At 61.5% G+C, this 25,053-nt stretch carries 27 protein-coding genes; 5 read left to right on the top strand and 22 right to left on the bottom strand.

Annotation, left to right across the window (positions count from 1 at the left end; translation table 11 throughout):
• Positions 1-190 precede the first annotated feature (190 nt).
• The 16 genes from istB to AC1VVG_RS35270 all read right to left on the bottom strand — a co-directional run bounded on the left by istB (position 191) and on the right by AC1VVG_RS35270 (position 11,532).
• On the bottom strand, positions 191-979 hold the full coding sequence (istB, locus tag AC1VVG_RS35345) for an IS21-like element helper ATPase IstB (RefSeq protein WP_440022064.1): 789 nt from the start codon (positions 977-979) through the stop codon (positions 191-193).
• Positions 980-983: 4 nt separating this feature from the next.
• Complete coding sequence (gene istA / locus AC1VVG_RS35340; protein WP_482837717.1) at positions 984-2,495, bottom strand: IS21 family transposase; 1,512 nt, start codon at positions 2,493-2,495, stop codon at positions 984-986.
• A gap of 210 nt (positions 2,496-2,705) precedes the next feature.
• Positions 2,706-3,044, bottom strand: a complete 339-nt coding sequence (locus AC1VVG_RS35335; RefSeq protein WP_482837668.1) for a hypothetical protein — start codon at positions 3,042-3,044, stop codon at positions 2,706-2,708.
• Positions 3,045-3,077: 33 nt separating this feature from the next.
• A complete protein-coding gene (locus AC1VVG_RS35330; RefSeq protein ID WP_060122025.1) occupies positions 3,078-3,860 on the bottom strand; it encodes a COG4705 family protein in 783 nt (260 codons plus the stop codon).
• Positions 3,861-4,077: 217 nt separating this feature from the next.
• Positions 4,078-5,121 carry a PDDEXK nuclease domain-containing protein gene (locus tag AC1VVG_RS35325; protein WP_060122026.1) on the bottom strand — a complete coding sequence of 348 codons (1,044 nt, stop codon included), beginning with the start codon at positions 5,119-5,121 and terminating at the stop codon, positions 4,078-4,080.
• Positions 5,122-6,090: 969 nt separating this feature from the next.
• Positions 6,091-6,276 carry a hypothetical protein gene (locus AC1VVG_RS35320; protein WP_473377190.1) on the bottom strand — a complete coding sequence of 62 codons (186 nt, stop codon included), beginning with the start codon at positions 6,274-6,276 and terminating at the stop codon, positions 6,091-6,093.
• Between the two features lie 243 nt (positions 6,277-6,519).
• Positions 6,520-6,816, bottom strand: coding sequence for an H-NS histone family protein (locus tag AC1VVG_RS35315; RefSeq protein ID WP_473377189.1), 297 nt, complete (start codon positions 6,814-6,816; stop codon positions 6,520-6,522).
• A gap of 325 nt (positions 6,817-7,141) precedes the next feature.
• Complete coding sequence (locus AC1VVG_RS35310) at positions 7,142-7,435, bottom strand: hypothetical protein (RefSeq protein ID WP_473377188.1); 294 nt, start codon at positions 7,433-7,435, stop codon at positions 7,142-7,144.
• A 64-nt stretch (positions 7,436-7,499) separates the two neighbouring features.
• Positions 7,500-7,835 (bottom strand): hypothetical protein, encoded by a 336-nt coding sequence (locus AC1VVG_RS35305; protein WP_473377187.1) that lies wholly within the window; start codon positions 7,833-7,835, stop codon positions 7,500-7,502.
• Positions 7,836-8,362: 527 nt separating this feature from the next.
• Entirely contained in the window at positions 8,363-8,824 is a 462-nt protein-coding gene (locus tag AC1VVG_RS35300) for a hypothetical protein (protein WP_473377186.1), read from the bottom strand.
• A gap of 616 nt (positions 8,825-9,440) precedes the next feature.
• The gene (locus AC1VVG_RS35295; protein WP_194794506.1) at positions 9,441-9,695 is read right to left on the bottom strand and encodes a hypothetical protein; all 255 of its coding nucleotides are present in this window, start codon (positions 9,693-9,695) and stop codon (positions 9,441-9,443) included.
• A 31-nt stretch (positions 9,696-9,726) separates the two neighbouring features.
• Positions 9,727-9,915 carry a hypothetical protein gene (locus AC1VVG_RS35290; RefSeq protein ID WP_228545139.1) on the bottom strand — a complete coding sequence of 63 codons (189 nt, stop codon included), beginning with the start codon at positions 9,913-9,915 and terminating at the stop codon, positions 9,727-9,729.
• A gap of 10 nt (positions 9,916-9,925) precedes the next feature.
• Positions 9,926-10,150, bottom strand: a complete 225-nt coding sequence (locus AC1VVG_RS35285) for a hypothetical protein (protein WP_473377185.1) — start codon at positions 10,148-10,150, stop codon at positions 9,926-9,928.
• Positions 10,151-10,167: 17 nt separating this feature from the next.
• Positions 10,168-10,437, bottom strand: a complete 270-nt coding sequence (locus AC1VVG_RS35280) for a hypothetical protein (RefSeq protein WP_473377184.1) — start codon at positions 10,435-10,437, stop codon at positions 10,168-10,170.
• Positions 10,438-10,475: 38 nt separating this feature from the next.
• Positions 10,476-10,679 (bottom strand): helix-turn-helix domain-containing protein, encoded by a 204-nt coding sequence (locus AC1VVG_RS35275; RefSeq protein ID WP_059522815.1) that lies wholly within the window; start codon positions 10,677-10,679, stop codon positions 10,476-10,478.
• A 55-nt stretch (positions 10,680-10,734) separates the two neighbouring features.
• Complete coding sequence (locus tag AC1VVG_RS35270; protein ID WP_473377183.1) at positions 10,735-11,532, bottom strand: tyrosine-type recombinase/integrase; 798 nt, start codon at positions 11,530-11,532, stop codon at positions 10,735-10,737.
• Positions 11,533-11,569: 37 nt separating this feature from the next.
• On the opposite strand from AC1VVG_RS35270, the gene AC1VVG_RS35265 reads away from it, so the two are divergent.
• The 5 genes from AC1VVG_RS35265 (at position 11,570) to AC1VVG_RS35245 (ending at position 18,280) form a co-directional block, all read left to right on the top strand.
• Positions 11,570-11,896, top strand: coding sequence for an H-NS histone family protein (locus AC1VVG_RS35265; RefSeq protein ID WP_059447316.1), 327 nt, complete (start codon positions 11,570-11,572; stop codon positions 11,894-11,896).
• A gap of 127 nt (positions 11,897-12,023) precedes the next feature.
• Positions 12,024-12,935 (top strand): SOS response-associated peptidase family protein, encoded by a 912-nt coding sequence (locus tag AC1VVG_RS35260; RefSeq protein ID WP_473377182.1) that lies wholly within the window; start codon positions 12,024-12,026, stop codon positions 12,933-12,935.
• Between the two features lie 73 nt (positions 12,936-13,008).
• Positions 13,009-13,725, top strand: a complete 717-nt coding sequence (imuA, locus tag AC1VVG_RS35255; protein WP_473377181.1) for a translesion DNA synthesis-associated protein ImuA — start codon at positions 13,009-13,011, stop codon at positions 13,723-13,725.
• Positions 13,646-15,124, top strand: coding sequence for a Y-family DNA polymerase (locus AC1VVG_RS35250; protein ID WP_473377180.1), 1,479 nt, complete (start codon positions 13,646-13,648; stop codon positions 15,122-15,124). The genes imuA and AC1VVG_RS35250 overlap by 80 nt, the downstream gene beginning before the upstream one ends.
• A gap of 6 nt (positions 15,125-15,130) precedes the next feature.
• The gene (locus AC1VVG_RS35245; RefSeq protein ID WP_473377179.1) at positions 15,131-18,280 is read left to right on the top strand and encodes an error-prone DNA polymerase; all 3,150 of its coding nucleotides are present in this window, start codon (positions 15,131-15,133) and stop codon (positions 18,278-18,280) included.
• 26 nt (positions 18,281-18,306) lie between these two features.
• Here the strand turns inward: AC1VVG_RS35245 and AC1VVG_RS35240 are convergent, their stop codons facing one another.
• From AC1VVG_RS35240 to AC1VVG_RS35215, 6 genes are all read right to left on the bottom strand, one after another.
• Positions 18,307-18,621: a hypothetical protein gene (locus AC1VVG_RS35240; RefSeq protein WP_244135777.1), complete on the bottom strand. Its 315-nt coding sequence runs from the start codon at positions 18,619-18,621 to the stop codon at positions 18,307-18,309.
• A 155-nt stretch (positions 18,622-18,776) separates the two neighbouring features.
• Positions 18,777-19,631 (bottom strand): peptidylprolyl isomerase, encoded by an 855-nt coding sequence (locus AC1VVG_RS35235; protein ID WP_473377178.1) that lies wholly within the window; start codon positions 19,629-19,631, stop codon positions 18,777-18,779.
• A gap of 95 nt (positions 19,632-19,726) precedes the next feature.
• Positions 19,727-21,460: a ShlB/FhaC/HecB family hemolysin secretion/activation protein gene (locus AC1VVG_RS35230; RefSeq protein ID WP_473377194.1), complete on the bottom strand. Its 1,734-nt coding sequence runs from the start codon at positions 21,458-21,460 to the stop codon at positions 19,727-19,729.
• A 62-nt stretch (positions 21,461-21,522) separates the two neighbouring features.
• Complete coding sequence (locus AC1VVG_RS35225; RefSeq protein ID WP_473377177.1) at positions 21,523-21,663, bottom strand: hypothetical protein; 141 nt, start codon at positions 21,661-21,663, stop codon at positions 21,523-21,525.
• A 4-nt stretch (positions 21,664-21,667) separates the two neighbouring features.
• A complete protein-coding gene (locus tag AC1VVG_RS35220; RefSeq protein ID WP_473377193.1) occupies positions 21,668-23,701 on the bottom strand; it encodes a two-partner secretion domain-containing protein in 2,034 nt (677 codons plus the stop codon).
• An 80-nt stretch (positions 23,702-23,781) separates the two neighbouring features.
• Positions 23,782-24,531, bottom strand: coding sequence for a hypothetical protein (locus AC1VVG_RS35215; RefSeq protein WP_473377176.1), 750 nt, complete (start codon positions 24,529-24,531; stop codon positions 23,782-23,784).
• Between the last annotated feature and the right edge of the window lie 522 nt (positions 24,532-25,053).

Raw genomic sequence — 25,053 nt, 5'->3', positions numbered from 1 at the left:
CAACGCTGCCGTGCAATTGCCTTGAATCGGGTGATCAGCCCGCAGCGCTTCGAGGGCACGGTCGATTGCCTTGTCGAGTTCATGCCAATCCGCAGCCGCGCGCGGTGTCACGGATCGGCGTAAAGGAGCCGGGGATGATCGGCGTAATGGCGCCAGTAGAACTGGGGGTAAAGTGCGGGTTCGAACGGTTTCAAGGTTGCGGTTTTTTGCCGTTTTTGGCAACTGTATTTTGGGGCGGATCAGGCATGGGTTTCGGTGCGCGTCGGCTGTCACCTTCAAGCACGAGCCGGTAGGCGCCGTGGCGTAACCGATCCAGAGTTGCCGTGCCGAGGATGCGGTTGTCGGGGAACGCGGCGCCCCATTCATCGAAGTGCAGATTCGACGTGAGGATCGTCGCCGCGCGCTCGTAGCGGGCATCCACGAGATCGTGGAAATCCTCATCCTGCGGGGTATGCAGAGGTTTAAGCGCGAAGTCGTCAACGATCAGCAGCGGTACCTTGGCGAACTGCTGGAACCGGCGTTCGTAGGTACCGGTCGCGCGCGCGGCGTTCAGCCGCTTGAACAGCTCGGTCTGCGAGATGAACAGCACGTCGCGCCCCTGTCGGGCCGCGCAATGTCCCAGCGCTTGCGCTAGATGACTCTTGCCCGTGCCCGTTTGCCCGGCGATCAGGATCGCGACCTTCTCGTCGAGGTAGCGGCCGGCCGCGAGATCGTAGACGTAGGCACGGTTCAGCGCGGGCAGCAAGTCGAAGTCGAAGGACTCGAGCGTCTTGCCGATGGCGAAGCCGGCACGCGAGAGGCGGATGGCGAGCTTGCGGTTCTCGCGACGGGCAACCTCGTCGTGCAGCAGCATCGCGAGGAACTCGGTGTAGGCAAGTTTCCCGTCGATGGCCTCGCGGTTGCGCTGTTCGAGCGAGTCGAGGATGCCGGACAGACGAAGCTGCTTGAGGATGGAATTCAGTTCGGGGCTTGGATTCATGGATTCAGTGGATCAGAAGGGATTGGAGGTCACGGCCGAAGCGGCCGCCGTCCTGGTAGGTGCCGCCCGGCGTCGCGGCAGGACGCGTGGTGGCCTGAGCGTCCAGACCCTTATCAAGGATGCCTTTGACGGTGCGGTATTTCGGGCTGCTGAAGGCGAGCGCGCGTTCGCAGGCCGCTTCCAGCCGGGCGTCACCGACCTGCTCGCGCAGCCGGATGAGTCCCTGCGCGCCGCGCAGATTGACGAGCACCATGTCGTTGAACAACGCAAGGATCACGCCGTGGCACGATGGTCCGATTTCCTTCGCGCGCGCCAGGCACCACTGCGGATCGTGCTCGAGCCAGGCCTGCGCCTCGGGCGGCTGATGGTCCCGGACCGTGTGGCGACCACCGGCCCGTTGCCGCGGGTGGGTCGCGACGAGCTGATGCTGGTGGTACAACTGGATGACCGTGTCGGTCGCCTTCAGCCAGAGGGGCTTGCCGACCAGTGCATACGGCGCCGAGTACAGCGCGTTGCGGTAAACGACGTGGCCGTCGCGGTGGACGCTGACTTCCTTCCAGACGGAGATCACCGGCGCCACGTCCGGCAACGCGGCGAGCAACGGGCGCTCGACGCCGAAGCGCGCGAGCGGTTGCTCGTGGGTCGTGCCGTGTGTGCGTGTGCCGGCCTCCTGCAGGACCCACTCGCGAAGCTGCCGATTCGCATCGGCCAGATCCCGGAACTCGCGCAGTGGCACGAAGGACTTCTTGACGTATTTGACGCCCGACTCGACGACGCCTTTCTTCTGGGGATCGCGTGGCGGACAGGCGTCGATCTTGAAGCCGTAGGCTTCGGCAAGCGCCGCGTAGGAGCGTTGTACAGCCGGATCGTACCGGCATGCTCGGATGATCGCGCACTTCGCGTTGTCGATGATGATCCGGCTGGGCCGGCCGCCGAACCATTCGAAGGCGCGCCGGTGGCAGGCCAGCCACGTCTCGACGGTCTGGTCCAGCACGATCTCGGCGTACTGGTGACGCGACCAGCACAACGTCATCACGAAGATCCATGTTCGAACCTCCATGCTCTCGACGCTCAGCACAGGACCGGCGCCGAAGTCGACCTGCACCGCGTCGGCAGGCGCGAACTCAAGGATCGTCGTGGCGGCCACGCCACGCTCGGCGGCAAGATGCCCGACCATACGGCGGACTGCAGAGTAGCTGCCGGTGTAGCCGTGATTGCGGCGCAGTGCAGCATGAATCGTGGTGCCCTGAACACCGGCAGCAAGCCAGCCGCGAATCTGCTCGCGAAACGGCTCCACCGTCGACACACAGGTACTCGGCAGATGCGGCGTGCGGCCGAAGACCCCTGCAATAACCGTATCGTCCGGCAACGGTTGCGTGGGATCGAGCCAACCCCGCGTCTGAGCTTCGCGGCGTACGCTCGTGAGCTTCTTGCGTCCCATCAGTCCGCCGCGCGCGATGTCACGGTCGGAGTCGCCCTGCCGCATACGGACAAGGACTTGGCGATACTCAAACAATTCGAACCTCCGATTGGCCATGGACGCTCCGTTCAAAAAGAACGGAGCGTACCGACTAGGAAAGTTCGAACCGCGCCTTTGCCCCGGCGCCGCTGGCGTCTTTACGACGATCCTGGACTGGCGCCTATACGCCGATCCTCAGGTGGCGCCATAACGCCGATCCTGGGCTGGCGCCTATGCGCCGATCATCAGGTGGCGCCTATATGCCGATCACGGATTGGCTCCATAACGGCGATCCGTGACACGCGGTTTCAAACCGGCTTCCGCGCTGTCCCACGCAACCTCCAGATCCTTGATGCGTGTCCTGCCGCCCGTGAGATCACCTTTCGCCACGAGAGTGGATACGTCGGTTGCGATTGTACGGAATTGGGAGAGGTCGCCGAGTCTCGATACGTTCGACGATGCGCCGCGCTGCGCATCGGTCGCGCTGGACGCCGGTGCCGCCACAGCAGCACTATCGGTTTGCTTTGAGCAGCCGGTGGCGAGAGCAAGCATCGTGCACGCGGAAAGCGCGACGAGCAGACGTGAAGGTGCGATTCGATCATTCATGAAGAAGCCTCGCCTCGAGGTTTGTTAAGGAAGTCACTCGACCGCTTCTGCACGCGCGCGACTGCTGGCGCCGAACTGCGCGAAAGCGACGAGCACGATGATCACGGACAGGAACAGTAGGCTCGTCGATGCAGCACCCAGACCGAACCCGCCGTAATTGCGCGATTGGGTGAGCAGATCGCCGAGCGATGCACCGAACGGTCGCGTAAGGATGTACGCAATCCAGAAGGTGAGCACGGCGTTGACGCCGCTGCTCCATGCGACATACACCAGTGCAAGCAGCACGCCGAATACAACGGTACCCAGCGAGAAACCGAGCCCCAAGGCTTCGGTCGCGAGATCGCCCGCAGCGGTACCCAGTGCGAACGTGCACAGGATCGCCGACCAATAGAACAACTCACGCTGCGGCGTGTCGATTGCATCGATCGACAACGTCCCTTCGATCCGATACCAAATCGTGAAGATCGCGGCGAGAGCGACGGCGAACACGCCTGTGCTGACATACAGACTGACGCCGAGACCGTCAGTGAGCAGATCGGTGATCTGGGTTCCGACGATGCTTACCAGGACGACCGTGAGCCAGTAGATCCACGGAGTGCAGCGTCGCGTGCGCATCTGCAGGACAAGCGCTATTGCAAGCAAGGACATCATCAAGCCGCGCGTTAAACCTTGGCCCCAGCCCGCGTTGACGGCCAGGTAGTCGGAGGCAGTTTCACCGACAGTGGTGGACATGATTTTGATAATCCAGAACGCAAGCGTGATCTCAGGAACCTTGTTGAGCCAGCGGGAGATAGGCTTGTCGGTAGCGGGCGACATGGTGGCGATTCCTCAGAAGTAGAGTGCCACGCAGTCTAGCTGGGCAGACTTAGGGGAACCTTAGTGTGGCGCGGGGAGAAATCGGAAAACCAGGGCCGTCATATGCGCCATTTTCGAAGGCATAAATTTGACATAATTATAGTTATCGAATAAATGGGGTCAGTACCCGACACCTCGAAGATTTTGCAGGGCCGTCACTGCAGTAGACTAAGCCGACTCAGTCTGAATCAGACAAATCGGGGCCTAATTCTGCTTCAATTTGGTCAATGGACGGCAGCCCTGCTTCAAGCGACGCGGGCACGTCCCGAATGAGCTGGTATTCTGCGACGCCCATCGGATTTGCCATGCCACGCAGCGCATACTCGGCAACCAAACGATTCTTTTCCCGGCACAGAAGCAGCCCAATGGTCGGATGATCATCAGGCGACTTCAGTTCCGAGTCGACCGCGGACAGGTAAAAGTTCAGTTGCCCGGCATATTCGGGCCGGAACGGTGTGGCCTTCAGTTCCACCACCACATAACTGCGAAGTTTCAGGTGGTAAAACAGCAGATCGATGAAGAATTCGTCGCCGCCGACTTCGAGCCGATACTGTCGGCCGACAAACGCAAAGCCGGCGCCAAGCTCAAGTAGAAAGCGGGTAATGTGCCGCGTCAGCCCCTGCTCGATATCGCGTTCCTGAGCATCTTCGGACAATCCCAGGAAGTCGAAGATGTACGGATCTTTGAGCGCGTCGCGCGCCAGATCTGATTGATGCGGCGGCAAGCGTGCGTCGAAATTGGTTACGGCCGCACCCTCCCGCGCATGTGCTTGCGTGTCAATTTGCATCGCGAGAACGTTGCGGGACCAGCCGTGCTCAAGCGCCTTGCCAGCGTACCAATCGCGGACCGCCGGATCCTTTGCTTTGTCGAGCAGGGTACAGAGATGAAACCACGGCAATTGTGCAGCAGGCTGCTGCACAAATTCCGATGATGGCCATGCTTGCGCCAGAGCCCGCATGTATTTCAGGTTGCGCGGCGAGAATCCCCGCATGTCGGGAAACGCAGCCTTCAGATCCTGCGCCAGCCGATCGATGACTTTTGCCCCCCACCCTTGTCGCTCCTGGCGTTCGAGAATGTCGCTACCGATCTGCCAGTACAGTGTCACCAACTCGCGATTGACACTTGCCGCGGCGCGTGCACGGGCAAGCTCGACCCGCTGCTTGAGCTCCGTGAGCCAGCGGCGATAGTCTTCGTCACCCTGCGGAGTAAGGGAATTTGTCATCCGGCCTTTCGTTTGCTATTCGTAGTCAAAAAGACATTATCCCGGCAGCAACCGGAATGAGGCAATGCCTTGCCGAACCAGAGCGACTGTTGGTCAAGCCCTATAGGGTCCATTCCCGACACCTTCTTCGCCATGCCCCTAGATCGATCCCTAGCGAAGCGTCGAAATGCTACCGAATTTTCCAGCGGGTATTTTATTTTTACTCGATCGAGCGCCCGTGGAATTTCCCGATCTCCGCGCGACGGCTTCCTCTTCGGCCGTTACGCATTCGGACGTCGTCTGAAGCGAAGCAGGCTCGAGTAACTGCTGCACGACGTCGAGCGGTATATCGGCAGCTAGCGGACACGCCCGCGCCCCCGCGGACTCAGGAGAGTCCGCAGGTCCTTCCGATTCCTTACGCCGACTCGATGACCCCGGTCGGGTCCATCTTCAATCTGAAATGCGGATTCGGCCAACTGGTCGTGTTACCTGTGGAAATGCCCTGATCGAAAGCCGTATAACAAGCGGTCAGATCGGAGGCCGGCGGGAGCGTTGTGCCTGTTCTGGCGTCGGGTTCGAATATCCAGCACCTGCATTTCGGATACGCATGCCTCGAGTTGGGCGTGCGCGCGCCGGACCGAACTGCGCCGCTATTAAAACAGGGGCAACTGCCGTGGATCTCGAGTGGACACTGAGACGCGGTCGAAACCCTTCCCGACACGTTGCATCCAGGCGATCACGGGGACGTGCGTCCCATCAACGATTAAGTCAAGGGCAAACGCTTCGAACCCCTCCCGTACGAGATGCGTCAGCGGTTGCCACGCCGGCGTCCAACCTCTTGCGCGTGTGCGCGCCAGCAATTGACGTTTGGTCAAGCCCGGTACGCACTCACGTACGAAACGAGTGCAAGCGTCGGGAACCGACTCAGGAGGGAACGTCGGCGGTAACGCGAAGGCCGACAGTTGCAAGGTGTCTGTCATCCACGGTTCTCTACAGCAACGACAACTGAGCCGTTTCGATTGTGCGAGTTTCTTGATCGCTTTCCGTCACCTCCAGGCGCTTTCGATTCGCAGGCTGTGTCTTCCCGTCGCCCGATCCATGCTTACGCGCCCATTCAGCGCCAAGCACATCGGATGAGAACACAACGCCAGGCGCAATTTGCACAAGCTCGCTCATCTACGGATCCTCTAGGCAGGCCGGAGATCAAAGTGCGCGGCGGCGTACCGCGCGCTGCAGTTCCACACTTCGATGCCGTCACGGGTGAAGGTAGCCCATCCGTCCTTGACTAGCATCTCAGCTTGCGGAAATACCTCGCGGTGTCCCATCGCCTTGGCAGCCAAAGCCGTCCGTTCGCGGCATATCGCCCGGTAATGTCCCTCATGTAGCGTTGACGGCATCGAGCTCAACCATAAACGCCGCTCACTGCTCAATCAAAAACCGGTCGCGGTTCTTGGCGTTTGCAATCCAGTGAGGTGCCTTGCCACGCCCGCTCCAGGTTGCGCCCGTTTTCGGGTCGCGATATTTCGGCGCGACCGGTGCCCGCGTGCCCGACGTAGGAGCGCGCCGACGTCCGAAAAGTTGCTCCGGCGTGATGTCATATTCGGCGATCTGCTCACGGATCGTCGCGATGATGCTTTCCAGCTCGGCAATCCGCGCTTCTTCCGCTTGCTGCGCCAGTGCTTCTGCCTGAGCTTTCAGTTCGAGATAGGTAGCCATGTATGTGAAGGGACTCCGATTTAGAAGGTTGGCCAGTGGTCGAGACGGTTTGAAGCGTAGGTGCAAGCCCTCCGTCCACGACCGACACATTATATTCCTGCGGTCGGGAAAAAGGCCGCTTCAGCGGAGTGCATAGTGATCGTGGCTAGGGCCCCGTGACAGATGCTGATTCTAGTTGCACATCGCTGTCGAAGAGTCTTTAAATTCGCATTCCGAATTATTATTTACATAATGGAATCTAGCAAAATTTTGTGGATAGCACCCAGCGCCTGCGCTCAAGCCCAACGAGCGCCGGACGCCCGGATACCTCTTTGCACCGCGAAGGTCAGATGCGAGCATTGCGCTTCCGCGAACAGAGATATGCGAACACAGACGCGGTTGTCGCGGCGACGAGAGACGCGAGTAGCAATTTCGCTTCGCCATTCGCTCCCTGTATCAGGCGCGCCGTAGCCGATGCATCCGTGTGGGCCATACGAACAGCCGCCTCGGCAATGACGCCTTGCTGGCGAACAATGTGCAGAAGGGCCAAGAGGGTAACGATTGGCATTGTCCATGCCAGATAGGCGGTTGACGCACGCTGCATTTTCTGCGAACTGGCAAATTCACGGAGTTTCTTCATCTCAATCCCCTTTCTTTCGTTTTCCTTTGATGACATCCACGCCGGCATGGGATCGCTGCAAGACTTAGATGATCCAGAAGTAGGCGGCGGCCAAGAGGCCGAGCGCCACGGCGATGGTTGCGCCGGCTATCAGGACGAGCCGATCGCCTTCTTTCAGGGATCCGCTCTCGTTCCAAGCGGTTACGGTAAGTATCGTCGCGACGAGGTAGGCAGCAGCAAGGGTCAGAAATGCCGCGATACCGTTCTTCGGCATCGGATGCCCCATCACAGATCCGATCGCGAGCATCAGAATGAACGTCGAAATCGGTAGTGTGAGCGCGATCAATCGCGTCGTGCCCCCAACCCGAACGGTATTCATCGTCTGAAAAACTCTCTCGCTCAAAGTCGAGGCAGTTGACATTCTCGGTTTCTCCGTGGATAGATTCGGAATTGAACAACGTGATGGTAGTGTATTCACCCGCTACCATTTCCCCAAAAGCTATATGAACTTGACCGTCTTTCGAGGGTTGCGAGAAACTGGTTCCGCGTGGTAGCTATCGAGCGGACTTAAGGAAATCACCGAGCTGGTGCGTTCACCAGATCGTATATCGGCATTTTGGGGACTCAGCTTTAGGTGCGCTGGGATCTGCTGGTGCCGTCCCGGCCTAATGGCGATGGGCTGCGCTCCGGTGAAGAACCGGACTCAGCGGCGTATCACGGTCGCGGCTGATCATACCGAAACGATTCGTCGTGCCGCGCAAGAGTTTCAGGTTCGGCGGCGATCAGCTGTCGCACGTCTGTTGGGCCGCGAGCGGTTGGCCTCCCCATGTTCATTGTGGACGGTACGCACCGTGCCATCCGCAAGCGCCGTTTGGAGTGCCGCAGGCATCGGTAGGTAGGTCGCGAGCATCCACCGAATTGTCTTCATGGGCGTTTTCCGAAAGGTAGTTATTTCGTGGCCAGAATTTTCTCTTGCCAAGCGCGAATCGGACGCGCCTGGGCTTTCATCTCTGCATGCGTTGCTGTATCTATGGCATGCCGACGACCGGTGGAGTCCTCGATTTCCAGACGCTTCCATCCTTCGCCACCTATGGCCACGTCCGCGATCACTGTAGTGGATTCACCCGGGGCTAGAGTGGCGGGCAAGCCAACGGGTGTAAAAACTCTTCCCTCCCTCTCCGCGAAATCCAACGGCACCACATCCGTCAACGAAATCGTTCGATGCCCGGTATTCGTTATGGTCAGAAACACCAAAGCTTCATTCGGTGTCGACCAGCCACTGTTGTTGCTCCAATCGACTCTCGCTTTAAACCGCAACCGGGGTCCACGAAATTCCTTGTAAATCGAGAACCCTCCAACAACCGTAGATACAATCGCAGCGTAGGCAGAAACAATGATGGTAAAGGACACGTTCTTTTCCTCACTCTGGTACAGCCGGTGTTTTCCGAGGTTATTGTCGCGCCTAGTCGTTGGGGTTGGGATATCGTTGCAACATCTCCAGCTCCGTTATAGCGTGGGCATCGATTGTGTGCTCTGCCTCGCCGAGCCATCTGCTATGTTTCCCCGGGCCTGAAAGGATTGCAGTAGCATCGACCATCGCACTGAGCAGAACGCCTCCACCCGGATAGTAAGCGTTAAGGCCTCTCGCGAACATTTCCGCGGTATGAAGCTGCGACGACCAACAGAGACCTATCCTTCCATTGTTGAAGCGTTCCGCGCTCTCGCCTCGATAAAGCCTTAACGACGGGCCTTCGTACCGAGGCAGCACCTGTCGCAGCAGCTGAACTAGAAGCTTATCGTTGCCAATTTCTTCGCGAATTCGCCCCCCGTGCGTCACCCAACTGGTCAGGCATTGCTCGCGGAGCTGTTCGTTGGAAATGCATTCGACTGCGACTCGCGCAAGGGCCTCGACCCAGCACAGGCCGTTCGCCTTAGCATCCGCTCTACTGGGCAAGTCGCGACCACCCGAGAGGAAAGATGACGCCAAAGAGCCGATATGCATACGCGAGCTCATCAATCTGGTTTCCTATGTGTTCGAGCGCAGTGCTCGGGCCGCCTCTCGAATCCGGCGGGCGGCATCGCGCGACGTGTCGGATACCTGCGTCCAATCGCGATGCCACCACTCGATCATTGCGGCGGCGTCGGCCAACGTGCGCGCAGCGACTACGTCGCGAACTTCGTCGGCAACTTCATCCCACCATGCCGCTCCTTCACCGTCACCTGCGCTCGGGTCGATTGCCTTGCGGTAGACGGCTTTAGCGGTGTCGAGAGTGATTCGCATCGCGTTTTCGGAATTCCCGATCGTTGTTTGCTCAGATCCCGTACTTCGCGCACAGTACGGCGAGGCGCTCGGTCTTCGCACGATGCGTCGCCAAGGCTTCCGGCGGCACCTCTTCGAGCTTCACACGCCCATGCACAACCGACATATCCCATTCAGTCGTGCGCCGAACGAGATCGACCAACTCGCGGAGTTCATTCGTGGCAGTTTCGAACACATTCATGGTTACCTTCCTATGCAGGTTGAACGTTGAAGTGCGCGGCGCCGTACCGAGCATTGCAGTTCCAGACTTCAACTCCGTCGCGGGTGAACGTTGCCCATCCACCCTTCACAACCATCCTCGCGCGCGGAAACACTGCACTGTGGCCATTCGCGGCTGCGCCCAATATCGTACGCTCACGGCACGTCGCCTCGTACTCGCCGTCCATCAGCATTCCGTCTGCTGGTTTGCTGCTCATCGTGGTTTCCTTTTCCATTAGGGTCGTTCGACTGCTGACTCAGCGCGATGCCGCGCCGCATCGGCCGAGCGGTCGATTTCTGCCCTAACACCGACCCCAAGAAAATCTCGACCCTCAGCGTCCTTGTACACGTCGTATTTACCCCGCCCGCCCGCAATCACGAATACTTGCTCGCCGGCCTCGACGTCGCCGATTGCGACCTTTACGGTTGCCGGCGTCGGCAACTTCCCGCTTCCATGCATCACGTTTTTCCCTGTCCGTGTTATCGGCACACGTGCGCCGACCATGAGGCAATCCTATCGCCACACAATTACAAATGCAACATCTATGTTGCATTTGATTTAACGGTAAGCACTAGTCCCCGATATGCATCCGCCTCCTTCACGGGCACTTCCTGCCCGGTTTTTTCGTATCGGCCGATTTGTTGGCGAGTCAAGCCCCAGCGCTCCGCAAGCTGCGTTTGGGTCAATCCGGCCTTCTTGCGCAGGGCCTGCGCGTCTTCGCCGTAAAGCACGTCGGTATCCCTCATGGGCGTTTATCAAATGGAACATAGGTGTTCCACAATCTTACCTCACGTGCGGGCGTCATAACACTTCGCAGAACATCTGCCTGAGCCTTCTTTCGGACACGGCCAGATAGGGCAAAACGTGGTCCAGTTCCGCATGACCTAGAAGCTGCTGCACCGTTTCGATATCGTGCCCTTGCTCAACGAGGTTACTGGCAAACGAGCGCCGTCCCGAATGGGACGATCCACCGCGTATCCCCGCATCCCTGTAGAGCTTTGTGACGTAGGCTTGGAGGCTGTCACACGCCGAGTAGTCAACCGGCTCCTCGGCCTCGTTGATGCGCCGCTTGGTGCTCATCGCAAACTTGCGGCCAGTGCCAGCAAGGACCAAGCAAGTCGACGGCGCGAGTCCTCGATAGCGCTCTGCGGTTAGCTCGGTTCCCATGCCGCGTGCAATGCGATGGTTCAGATAGCGCTCCAGGGCCGAAGCCGTTTTCGGATGCGTGAGATAGACGCATCGTTGCCGACAACCCTTCGTGATTGCGGCGCGAAGACTGACCTCTGAACGGATTGCGCCCGATGGAAACAACACGTCCTGAACTTCGATTTGAGCTATTTCGCTGACGCGCATCCCGCATGTAATACCTAGCAGGAGAACGAGACAATCGCGTTCCGGATGGCGCGATGTTGCAGACGTGACGGCGAGTAGATGTCGGATTTGAGCCGGGCGAAGTGTTGCAGCTTGGGCCATGCGTTCCTCTGAACTGGACAGGTTAATGACGTATTCAGAGAGAGATTTGGTCGGGGTCTTTTTCGAGCCTATCACGGCTTGTTTATTCACAACCTCGGAAAATTCGGCGCGGCGCCGACCATCCATTACCATTCCGTCCTATTGCAATTACTCGGCAACGATCGTGACGAATGAACTACAAGACCTACAGGCTCAGCTCCGCGAATTGAATATTCGACTCGCAGACGTGAAGAAGGACGAGAAGCAGGCGTATTTGGCCGGCGTCCAGGAGCGCGTTGCGCTCTACGGCATCACCGAAGAGGAACTACTGCGCGCGGCGGGCTTTCGGAAATCGCGCACACCGCGGGCGCAAGCGAAGTACTACGACCCCTCTTCGGGTAAGCAATGGTCTGGATTCGGGCCGCGACCGAAATGGCTGGAAGGCAAGAATCTCGACGACTACTTGATCGAGCGTGCTGCAAAACCGTGGTGGCCCGGAGAGGACGTCTAATGTCCCGTCCCCGCGACGATCTCGCGGGGACAATGTTCGGCGATCGGCCGAACGTCACGACAGTGGTAGGTCCATGCTCAAAACTTGCGGTACCCTGTCCCTGAACGGTTGCTTAGGGGACACGGCAATGTGCTATTCCGCAAAGATCCAAGCCAACTACCGGGAGTACGTGCGGCGCTATGGCGCCGACATGGACATCGAGACGTTCAGGCGCATCTTCTTCGCGCGCGCATCCGGGGCCGACATCAAGATCCCGAAAGCGGTTGAGGCCGCGTTCGCCGGTGTCGACGAAGAGATCACTGCCGCGATCTCCGCGTATCGAAGCCAGCGAACACGGAAGCTGGAGACCGATCTGTTCGAGCAGCGCGCGCGGCTCGCCGCGGCCGAGAAGAAGCTCGCCGCGAAAGTCACGAAGAAGGCCAGCGAGGACGTCCGGATCGCCACGGACAAGATCGAAGCAGCGATGCGCGGGCTCGACGATCATCGCCGGACGGACCTGCAGGAGCGCGACTCGCGGATTTATCCGGGCTGGTATGCGCCCGTGCTGATCGAGCTCGAAGGCAAGCGGCTGATCGTACCGATGCGATATCGATGCCGCATACCGGGGTGGACCGAGGCAGATGAGAGGGCGAAGCCCGGTTGTTATAACAGCCGCGTAGATTCACTTTCCACGGCCTGGCGCAAAGTCTTCGGCTTCACGCACGGCCTACTACTGGTCGACGCGTTTTTTGAAAACGTGAAGCGCGAGGGCCAGAATGTCGTGCTTCGCTTCGATCCAATGCCGCCGCAACACATGCAGGTCGCCTGCCTATGGACGCGCACCGAGATCCCGGGCGCAGACGACCTCTGGTCGTTCGCGGCGATCACCGACGACCCACCGCCCGAAGTGGCGGCTGCCGGACACGACAGGTGTATCGTCCCCATTAAATCCTCGAACGTCGACGCCTGGCTCGCACCCGATCCAAGCCGCCGCGCGCAGCTGCGCGAGATCCTCGCCGATCGCGAGCGGCCGTACTACGAGCACCAGCTCGCAGCGTAAACGCGGGGGTTGGTAGGGCGGTTATCTCTGTCATATACTGTACAAACATACAGTATTATGCGTAACCGACCCCATGCACCCCGCTCTCGCCCATCCAGAAGCAATCCATTCGAGTTTATGGCGAGCCAGCCAACTGGCTCGCTCGAGCGTGCGCGGCGTCGACACGGGCCATCCGGAGTTGACGGCCGAACTGCCCGGCGGCGGCTGGCCGGCCGGCGCGCTGATCGAGCTGCTCGCACCGCAGCCTGGTATCGGCGAGCTTCGGCTGCTGGCACCAGTGCTCGCGCGCGCGGCCGGCAAGCCGGTCATACTGATCCAGCCACCGCATGCGCTGCAACCGTTGGCGCTCGCGTTTTGGGGCATCGACCCGTCAGGCTTCGTGACACTGCCGGCACCGCGCACGGCCGACGCGCTGTGGGCCGCCGAACAGGCGCTGCGCGCCGGCACGTGCGCCGCCGTGCTGCTCTGGCAGTCGCATGTCCGCGCGAACGCATTGCGGCGGCTCAACCTGGCTGCGCAGAGCGGGCAGGCCCTTTTCTATCTCTTCCGGCCTGTCGCCGCCGCGCGCGACGCGTCGCCGGCACCCTTGCGGCTCGCGCTTGCGCCCAAGCGCGACGGCATCGACGTCACGTTCGTGAAGCGCCGCGGACCGGCACGCGACACGCCGCTGTTCGTTCCCCTGTCCCCCTCGCCGATTTTGTTGAACCGCCATGGCAGTCTTTCTCGGCGTGCATTTACCTCATCTGACCCTAGAAGTGTTCCGGCCGCGATCGCCGGCGCCGTCGCCTGACGATGCGCGCGGGCTCGTCGTGCTCGAGGGCGGCCGCGTCGTGGCGCTCGATCAAGCCGCGCGTGCGCTCGGCGTGGTCGCTGGCATGCGCCGCGGTGGCGTGCTGTCGCTCGCGCCGGACGCGCAGATCCGCGAGCGCGACGCTGCGCGCGAGCGCGAGCTCGTGCTCGGCGTTGCCTATGCGCTCCTGCAGTTCACACCGAGCGTCGTCGGCGCCGAAGAAGCCGTGGTGGTGCTCGACGTGACGGCGAGCCTGCGTCTCTTCCACGGCATCCGCGCGCTGCGCCACCGCGTGCGCGACGTCGTCGCATCGTTCGGCGTCACCGCAGCGATATCCGTGGCGTCCTCGGGCCCCGCCGCGTGGATGGTCGCTCGCGGCCTGCGCGGTGGCCTCGCGCTGACCGCGCGGTCGCTGCGCCGCGCTCTCTCGCGCGCGCCGCTCGTCGTGGCGCCGGACGCCCGGCGCTACGCGAACTGGTTTGAGGATCTCGGCTGCGAAACGCTCGCCGATCTGCAGCGCCTGCCGCGCGCCGGACTGAAAAAGCGCTGCGGCACGCAGCTGCTCGACTGGCTCGACCAGGTCGCCGGCACCGCGCCGGCCGCCTACGACTGGCTCGAAATGCCGCCATCGTTCGACACGCGCGTCGAACTGATGGACCGCGTCGAGCACGCCGAGGCGCTGCTGTTCGTCGCGCGCCGGCTGATCCTGCAGCTGACCGGCTGGCTCACCGCGAAGCAGCTGGACGTCGCTGCGTTCGCGCTGCTGCTCGAGCACGAGCGCGGGCGGGACGCGATCGCGCCGACCGAGATCGAGATCGCGTTGGGCGCCCCTACCCGCTTCGAGGAACACCTCACGCGGCTCGTCAAGGAACGGCTCGGTCACGTCGAGCTCGCCGGGCCCGTGATCGCGGTGCGCCTGGTCGCCCGTAGCGTGCAGGAAGCGGCCGCGCCGAGCGACTCGTTGTTCCCGGAGCCCGGCGGCACGCAGCAGAATCACGCGCGGCTGCTCGAACTGCTGACCGCGCGGCTCGGCGCCGAGAACGTGCTCGTCCCGGCTCCCATGGCCGACTACCGTCCGGAGCCGGCCGCCCGATGGGTGTCGATGCGCGACGCGCCGAAGCCGGCGCCGCTGCCGGCGGATCTGCCACGCCCGGCTTGGCTGCTTGCCAAGCCGGTGCCGCTGCTCACGCGCCAGCATCGACCGTTCTACGGCACACCGCTGCGCATTGTATCGCCCGGCGAGCGCATCGAAGGCGGCTGGCAGGATGGGCAGACAGTGACGCGCGACTACTTCGTTGCCGAGGACGACCACGGCGCCTGCTACTGGATCTATAAGGAGCGGCCGACAGCCAGCGACGAGAGCGAAGCGCGCTTCTTCCTACACGGCCTGTTCGGCTGATCCGTCATGGACGCCGGCAGTTTCGGCGCCCTGCCCGCCTACGCGGAACTGCAGGTCGCCTCCGATTTTTCGTTCCTGCACGGCGCGTCGCGCGCGGAGGAATACGTCGCGCGCGCGGCGCAGCTCGGCTACAGCGCGATCGCGATCACCGACGAATGCTCGCTGGCCGGCGTCGTGCGCGCGCACGTCGAAGCGAAGGTGGCGAACATGCCGCTGATCGTTGGCTCGCACTTTCGCTTGACGGCTGCCGACGGCTCGCCGGCGCTCGCGTTCACAGCCCTCGCGATGAACCGGGACGGCTACGGCAATCTCTGCGAACTCGTATCGCTCGGCCGCATGCGCGGCAAGAAAGGCACGTATCGGCTTGCGCCACTCGATCTCGAGCATCCGGAAGCGCCGTACACCCACCTCCGCAGCCTGCCCGACTGCATCGCGATCCTGTCGCCCGACTTCCCGGCCAATGAGCAGCGCCTCGACGCGCAGGTCGAATGGTTCGCGCGCGTGTTCGGCGATCGCGCATGGGTCGCGCTGACGTTGCACGCGCGCGCGATGGACGACATCCACCGCGGCGTGGTCGAGCGCGTCGCTGCGCGCCACGGCGTGCCGGTAGTGGCCACCAGCTGGCCGCTGATGCACGTGCGATCGCGCAAGCCGCTGCAGGACGTGCTCACGGGGATCCGGGTCGGCCGGCCGGTGTCCGAGTGCGGCTACGAGCTCGCGCCGAACGCCGAGCGGCATCTGCGGTCGCGCTTGCGGCTCGCGAACCTCTATCCGGCCGGCGCGCTCGAGGAAACCGTGCGTGTCGCGCGGCGCTGCACGTTCTCGCTCGACGATCTGAAGTACGAGTATCCCGACGAACTGGTACCGACCGGCACCGACCCGGCGACGTACCTGCGCGAGCAGACCTACATCGGCGCGCGGCGACGCTTCCCGGCCGGCATCCCGGTCGACGTTCAGGCGCAGATCGAGCACGAGCTGCAACTGATAGCGGAGCTGCACTATGAGCCGTACTTCCTGACTGTCTACGACATTGTGCAATTCGCACGGGGACAGGGAATCTTGTGCCAAGGGCGCGGATCGGCGGCGAATTCGGCGGTGTGCTATTGCCTTGGCGTGACCGAGGTGGACCCGTCCCGCTCCAACATGCTGTTTGAGCGTTTTGTCTCAAAAAATAGGGCCGAACCCCCAGATATCGATGTGGACTTCGAACATGACCGTAGGGAAATCGTCATGCAGTACATCTACGGCAAGTACGGCCGCGATCGCGCCGCGCTGACGGCCGCAGTCACGACGTACCGACCGCGCAGCGCGTTGCGGGAAGCCGGCAAGGCACTCGGTGTGGATCCGGCGATCGTCGACCGCGTGGCGAAGCAGCATCACTGGTTCGACTCGCGCGCCGATCTGCTGCAGCGGTTTGCCGAAGCCGGCCTCGATCCCGAAGCGCCGTTGAATCAGCAGTGGGCCGCATTCGCCGCGCAGCTGCTTGGCTATCCACGGCACCTGTCGCAGCACTCGGGCGGCTTCGTGATCAGCCGCGGCAAGCTCACCCGGCTCGTGCCGGTCGAGAACGCAGCGATGGACGATCGCTCGATCATCCAGTGGGACAAGGACGACATCGAGGCGCTCGGCATTCTGAAGATCGACGTGCTCGCACTCGGCATGCTGTCGATGGTGCGCCGCGCGCTCGACATGATCTCGGAGAAACGCGGCGAGACATTCGAGTTGCAGGACATTCCGGCCGAGGACAAACCGACCTACGACATGCTGTGCGACGGCGACAGCATGGGCGTGTTCCAGGTGGAATCGCGCGCGCAGATGTCGATGCTGCCGCGCCTGCGGCCGCAATGCTTCTACGACCTGGTGATCGAAGTGGCGATCGTCCGGCCGGGTCCGGTTCAGGGCGGCATGGTCCATCCGTTCCTGCGCCGGCGTCAGGGGCTGGAACCGGTCACCTACCCGTCGCCCGACGTCGAGAAGGCGCTGAAGCGCACGCTCGGCGTGCCGATCTTCCAGGAGCAGGTGATGCAGGTGGCGATGCTCGCGGCCGGTTTCTCCGCCGGCGAGGCCGACCAGCTGCGTCGCGCGATGGCGGCCTGGAAACGCAAGGGCGGCTTGGAGCCGTATCACGAGCGCCTGGTCAGCGGCATGCTCGCGCGCGGCTACGATCACGAGTTCGCCGAGGCGATCTTCGCGCAGATCAAGGGTTTCGGCGACTACGGCTTCCCGGAAAGCCACGCGGCCAGCTTCGCGCTACTCGTCTACTCGAGCGCATGGTTGCGTCGCCATGAACCGGCCGTGTTTCTGGCCGCGCTGCTCAACAGCCAGCCGATGGGCTTCTATACGCCGTCGCAGCTACTGCAGGACGCGCGACGCCGCGGCGTTGAGGTGCTGCCCGTCGACGTCAACGTGAGCACATGGGATTCAGCGCTCGAAGGGCCGACGACGTCGGCGCCCGTGCGCCTCGGCTTCTCGCTGTTGCGTGGCATGCGCGAAGACGTGGCCGGCCGCATCGAGCTCGCACGCGCTGCGCGACCATTCGTCGACGTCGCGGACCTGGCGCGCCGCGCGCGGCTCGATCGACATGACCTGCAGGTGCTCGCGCGCGCGAACGCCCTTCGCTCACTGGCTGGCGGCAATCGACGCGCGGCGCTTTGGTTGGCGGCCGCCGCAGTCCCTGATCGGGATCTGCTGCGCGGCACCGAGCGCGACGACGCGGTGCCGGCGTTGCCTCAAGCATCGGAGGGCCACGAGATCGTGACGGACTATCGCGCGATGGGCTTCACGCTCGGCCGGCATCCGCTGACGCTGCTGCGTGAGCGCCTCGCGCTCGATCGCCTGCAGTCGGCCGAGCAGCTGGCCACCTTGCGCAGCGGCCAGCTCGCGCGCGCATGCGGATTGGTCACGGTGCGGCAGCGGCCGGGCACGGCCAACGGCGTGCTGTTCATGACGCTGGAGGACGAGACGGGCCAGGTCAACGTGATCCTGTGGCCCGGCCTGCTGGAGCAGTTTCGGAAGGAAGCGCTCGGCGCCGCGCTGCTGGCCGTGTACGGCGTATGGCAGGCCGAAGGGAAAGTGCGCCATCTGATCGCGAGCAAGCTCGTCGACCGGACCGAACTTCTCGGGGCACTGCCCACGACGGCGAGGGAGTTTTGCTGACGCTGCCGAAAAACTGCGGTCAGTAGCTATTGGCCGTTATTCAGTCGGCTTCCCGGCAATGGCGAGCATTCCGCGGAAGTGGCAAAACGCCCGAGCCTATCCCACCCCTGGATATAGCGATACTTCGAGACGCTAGCGACGAGTGAATCCATTCTCAACAGCAGCTGCTCGATCGGCACTAAGCTGTCGTCCGGCAGTTTCCACTCCCGCCCGGTCGCCGCCGTGTCGATGCTCAGTTGTAACACGGACTCCGCCTCTAGGAAGAGCGCCAAGTCACTGTCGGACACATCAGGCTCGACGAGGAAGTACCCCAGATAGAGCACCCGGAGTAACGCGATCATCGTCTCAGGTGTTCCCTGCCCACTTCGAATAGTCGCCAGCGCCAAGTGATTTTCGAGTGATATGGCGCGGGCATGAGGGGCCGGCAGCGGCAACAACTCCGCCTTGCTACGCGGTCGTCGATTCGAGCGTTTTTGCGACATTCTAGTGACGGCGCTTACTGTTGAATCGTTGCATTCTTCATCAGTCCGCCGACGAAGTTCGCCGTCGCCTTCTCGAGCGCCAACGCTTGCAACTGCTGCTGAATCGTCGCCTTCGCGGTGTCAAACGATGGGACCTGCGTTGGTCGCTTCGCGTCGACCTTCACGATCGCGCGTGGGCCATTGACGTCATTGCCAAGCGCGATCGACTGTGGCGTCACACCACCTGCGGGCAATTGCGTAATCGCCTGAGCAACGGCTAGCGGCAATCCTTGCGTATTCCCGTCCGTCACTGGCGTCTTGAAGCTCACCCACGGCAGCTCACCGCCAGCAGAGGCGGTCGGCGCCTGGCTGTACTGCCGCGCCAATGCGTCGAACGACTGCCCCGCTTTGAGGCCAGCCAGCACCGTCGCAGCGGTCGCCGCATCTTTCGTCACGATGATGCGCGGCTTGACTTCCTCCTTTCCAAGCGATGCGACGATTTCATCGTATCGCGCCTTCACTTGTGCATCCGTGACAGGCTCAGGTTTTACGTTATCGCGCACGAAAAGTTGCGTCTCGGCTGTCGATTTCGCAAGCTGCATGGCTGCCTGCACTTCTGGCTTGCTGCCGTAGCTCGCTTTGTCGGCCGCTTGCTGGATCAGCACGCGCGCGATCAACTGGTTTTTGATCGCTTGGCGAAACTGCGGCGTATCAGGCTGGCGCGACGCCTGCAACACGGCGTCGACCTCTTCCTTGGTGATCGGTGTACCGTTCACCGTTGCGACAGCACCCGCGGGCAACGCCGAAGTTTGTGTTTGCGCCTGGACAGGCAGCGCCAATTGCCAGGCAATCGTCGTCGCGATCAGAATTCGGTTGAACGTCGTCTGCATGCTTGATGCTCCTGCTTGTGTGAACACGCTAGCGACCTCAGTCACTGCGCAAAGTGTCCGACACCGAGGGGTAGTCGGACACGACTAAATTCGATCTAGTAAAACCAGTTCAAGGTACCGAGTACCAGCGTCGCCTTGTTGCCCAGTGCCGCCGGCTGCGTCAGCGCGCGCCCGACCAGCACCTCACCCGAAAGCGACTGCTTGCGCCACTGCCATTGGGCACGCAGGCCGGCCCCGATGCCGGCGAGCGTCGGGAAACCTGAAACACCAATCAGGCTCGTCTTGCCGGCATCGAGGAAAACGTACGGCTCGATACGGCCTTCCCTCCACATCGGAACGTTCACCCATGCGAGCTCGTTACGCGCATAGAGGCCACGGTCTCCCGCGATCTCACCCGATCGGAAGCCCCGGATCGTATCCATGCCCCCGAGGTAGAGTTGCTCCGAGCCGTACAGCGCCGTATTCGTGAACTGGCCGCCCAACGCGCCTCGGTACACTAACACCGCGCCGTTCAGCTTCGGCAGCGGCAACGTAATCGTCGCAGTCGCATCGAGCTTGGTGAACTGACTGTGCGCGGCGTCGCGCGCAATACCGTGCTCGTCGTGGTTTGCACCGAACCACGGTAGACCCTGGGACAGCCCCCCGTTGACCGTGAAATTCCCCTGTGCGTCGTTCATTACAAACTTGTGCAGCCAGTTGCCGCCGACCCGGAGCACGGCGACCCGCTGCGGATCGAGGTCCGCACCGTTGATGGTTCGATCGGTGCGACGCCACGAGAGCGTCGTGTCGATACTGGTGATGTCGCTCACGGTCCTGCCGACCAGGTAGTTCCATCCGAAAATGTGCGAGAGCGTGCGGCCATACAGCAGCGCCGTCGAGCCGATCAGCTGCTGGTATTCGGAATCCGCGATCGTGTAGCTGAAGGTATTTCGCCCGAACGGTACGGCGAACGATCCTACCAGTGCGTTGCTGTCCTGACTGTCGAGGAAGTTGACGCTAAACGATTCCTGCAAACCAAGCAGGTTGTCCGCTTCGACGCCGGCGCGATAGCGCGTCACACCCGTTGCGGAGCTGCCGTAGTTGTCGACGCCGAGATTGAAATACAACCGGTCGCCAGGCTTATTGTCGATGGCGACAATCGAGTCACCGGCATTCTGGCCCGGCAGAATTTGTACCGCGGCCTGATTGCGGCGCAGTCGGTTGATCTGCGCGACGCCTTGATCGACGTCTTGCAGACGAAGCGGATCGCCGGGCGAGACTGGGAATGCATTGGCATAGCCGACGTCGGTGAGCCAGCCACCGCCCGCCGACGCCTCGCCTGGCTTGAGGCGATGAATCGGCTGCCCATTGACCATAAAGCCCGCGACGTGGCCGACTTGGATCGAGACCCGGAGAGTGCCGGTCGAAAGATTCTGCGGGCCGAGCAGCGCGCGAGTTGTCACATAGCCTGCCGCGACAAAGGTGTCAGTCAGACGCTTCAACAACACATTAATGCGGTGCGTGCCGAGCTCGTGATTCGCAAACTCAGCGACGAGGGTATCGAGTTTCGCGCGCGACACGCCGCTGGGCGACTCGAACCGCTTACCGTCGGCCGACTGCAGCAGGATCTCCCGAACCCGAAATGTCGGACCACTTTCGACGATCGCGTCGACCGGCGTACCGGGTGGCACGTCGAGCGTCGTATCGGACGGCGGCGGAATCGTCACCGAAGGCGGCGGCTGCTCGAGCTGACGCTGGCGCGCCTGTTCTCGTTGTTGTTCGATAATCAGTTGCGCGGGGTCCTGCACGGGTCGGACCGCCGGAGGCACCGTTTGCGCATGCGCCGGCATGTACCACGCTGCGAGGCTCGCGACCAACAGCGGTAGCTTACATCGAGGGAAGACGGGTGCTTTCATTGTGGTTGTGCGTGCGGAATCCCGCGAGCAGACGTGACGGTGCCGACGGCGCCGCTCGTCGATGCGGCGAAGACGACCGTGGTTGCCTGAAAAGCTACGACGACCATGCCGAGGCGATTTTTCGTTCGATAGTCCATTCGCTTAACGCCACCACCACGTCGTTAGGCCCAAATGCTGATCGATGGAAACCGGCGTTCGCGACGGCGCACGCACGGTAGTAATACCGCCGGCAGCCGTCACGCCCTTTCCGCCGCTGAACGAGCCGCCGTCGATCACACCGTCTCCGGTCAGAAAGACCTGTCCGTTCGCGGCAAAGCCGCCACCGATATCCATCGCGATCAGCTGCGCCCACGTGCTGCCGAAGAACGCCTTGAAGCCACGATCCTGATTGATCGCCGAGTAGCCGGTCACGCCCTGCGCATAGGTGACGGGCGCGTCGACCATGATGTCGCCCGTTGCGAAGACATTGCCGCCGACGTTGCGCGCGACGGCGCCGCTCTTGATCGAGATGTTGCCGCCCACGCTGGATTGCGAACCGCCACTCGCCTGAATCGTGCCGCCGTAGGGCGTGACGTTGCTCGACGCGTTAGCGTGACAGAAGATCCAGCAGCTGCGCGAATAGTTCGCCTTCCCCGAGAACACCGCCGCATTCGTAAATGCGTTCTGCGCCGTGATGGTGACATCACCGGCAGTCGCTTGAATAACACCGCCCGAATTCGTCACGTTTCGTCCGGTGATCGTCAACGGTCCACTGGTTGTCGCGAGGTAGGCAATCTGGTCAGGACGATTGACGGTTCCGTAGTCGACGTTGACCCCGGTCGTCGAATGTGTGAAGAACAGGAAGCTGCCGCCTCGATCCGTGTACGCCGCTGGCTGGCCCCCATTCGTACCGCCCGAGTGGTCGATGACGTTCTGCACGTCGCCGGCCGCCGTCAGGCTCATGCCGCCGTTCGATGCGATGCGTGCGTTATCGTTGATGATGTTGCCGCCCGCGGTCAGCGACGTCGTGCCGTTGGCTGAGAAAATGATGCCCTGATTGGCGGCGCTGGATCCGTTGAGAATATCGCCGGTCGCGCTCAGCGTCAGGATACCGCCTGCAGGCGTGCCATTCGCCGTCGTACCGGCCTGGATCACACTTCCTATGTTCGTAATGGCGCCGCTGCTTGTCAGGTTGACGGTATTGTTCGCACTCAGCGTCGACGGTCCGGCCGCATCGTCCGAAAGCGAGATCGAGCCCGCATGAACCGTCGCGTTGTTTCCGGCATTCAGTTGCGCTCCCTGTAGCGTAACCGCGCCGGTCGTCGAGATCGATGCGTCATGTGCGCCGAAGAACTGGTTGTCGGCGATCGTGACGTCACCAGTCGAAGTGACCACGGCATCGCCCGCATTCGCGTACAGCTTGCCGAGGCTGCGCACGCCGGCGCCCTGATCAGTGATGATCAGTTCCACACGTCCGGCCGTCAGGCCGCCGGCGGCCGTGATGTCGACCGCGAGCGCTTTGCTCGTCGCGCCGGGAAACGATGCACCGATCCGCCAGTCGTGACCGTTATCGGTTGGCGACATGCCCCCGTTCCAGCTCGTGGTACTGCTGCCAACGGTACCGCGAATGAAACTCGGCACACCGGTCTTGTTGTCGTAGGTGTTCGTCACTGGCCCGTTCAGAGCCAGTTGCTTGGCGACAAGATCGAGACCGATCAGGTCGCCCGTCAGCCCGCCTGCCCCGATCGTGATGGTTCCGCGATCGGTATTCAGCACAACGTTGCGCTGCACCGTGCCGGGCGCGAGTGCCACATCGGCGAAGCTCACCTGTCCCGTCGACAGCACGACGTGGCCGGTGTTCGTGAAGTTCCCGCCATCTACCGTCACGCCGTTCGGATTCGCCAAGATGACGTTCGCGCGCGGGCCGAGGACGTTGATGTTGCCCTGGATCAGCGACGGGTTTGTGCTGGTGACCTGGTTGACGATCGTGCGTGCATTGATGCCGACGTTGTTAAGGTCGGCACCGGCCTTCGAGACGTTGAACGACGAGTAGGTATTGTTCGAGACGCCGCCGATGGCGGGCGCGATGTTGACAGTCTGGTGGCCGTTTACCCCCACCGAAACGGACGTTGCGGTACTGCCGTCAGGAACGATGGTCACGGCGTACGCAGCATTCTGCAGAACCGGACCCGACATCACGAGAAATGCTAATAGACGATGAACGCGTCCGATTCGCTCGATGTCGTTGTTTTTCATCATATCGCTCCCGCGACTGTTTATTTTTGACTGACGCCGGTTGATGAAGACACACTTTTCCCAGCCTGCAATGCAGTGCGAAACTGTGGCACAAAGCCCATGAGTGCTTCGTCAATCCCCTGAATTGCGTGAGGCAGGTCTCGCAGAAGATCAGTGTACAAAGGATAGGTATACGGGATCGATTCCTTCGCATCCTGGCCGGAATTCACATCTGCATTTTTGCTGCCGCCTTTGCTGGATTTTGGGCTTATATACGCAGGAGCTGGCAGGAAAATATTCTGAGAGAAGATCGGCTCAAGTGTACTCGCCGAGAAAATTCGAATTCGACTACTCACCGACCGGACATATGGCCAACCCAATCCGGTCGCACCATATCCTGTAATGACAGGTGCAATCATGATTGCATCCGCACCGGTGTAGGCATCACCTTTCAAAACGGGATTCAGCCAGTCGCCTGCGATCGCTGGCGTGCCAGCCTGCCCGAGTTCAATCTCCTTCACTTGATAACCTAGTACCCGCAGTTCGGCCTCTAGTGCGTTAATGTACTTTCGGTTCAGTCCCGTATCACCAAGTTCACTTTTGACAACGCTGTCAAAGTCCTTGTTGGTTCGAGTCGATGCTGCCGCCGTTCCCCCAGCTATCGCCCCACCTACAGCGGCAGCCAGCAGTCCTACGCCAGGAATCGGAACGATTATTGGCCCACCGGACGTGACCGCGAAATACGTAGTCGGCTTCGGCACGTTGACCGCGATCGTCTTGATCGAAGACATCCTCTGTGCGTCGAAATCAATTGGAGAATTAGACGCACATGCACTCAGCAAAAGCACACAACAAATTGAGGACGCCCTAATTATTATTTCCATATAAAATTATCACCCAATGTTTTTCGCAGAAGAAATTTCACTAACTCTACATATTCGCCAATCAGTACCGATCGTGTTACTTATAAATATCAACATAGCGTCCAGTCACTTCTTTGATTGTCCCCGATCGGGCGCGCCCTGGGTCGGGTCAATTGCGACACCAGCGGCGACAGCACCGCACTGGTCGCCCCGCCAATCGCACCGTATCCGGCACCCGACGCGGCCCGCATTCGCAACAGCCCGCAACCCTAGACGCGGCGCGGCTTCGCCAGCGGCCGCCGCCTAGGTTCGGTTCGTCATTCCAGTTTTTGCCCCAGACGCGGGTTTTCAGCCCACACCTCGAAGTCACTTAAAGAGCACTGCGCCGCTCAACGTCGCATGCGATAGCGTTACTGTATTCGCTTTCCAAACCCCATACTGTCAATTCTC

The organism is Burkholderia sp. L-4 (assembly GCF_056856535.1).
This window is presented reverse-complemented; position numbering and strand designations above follow the sequence as displayed.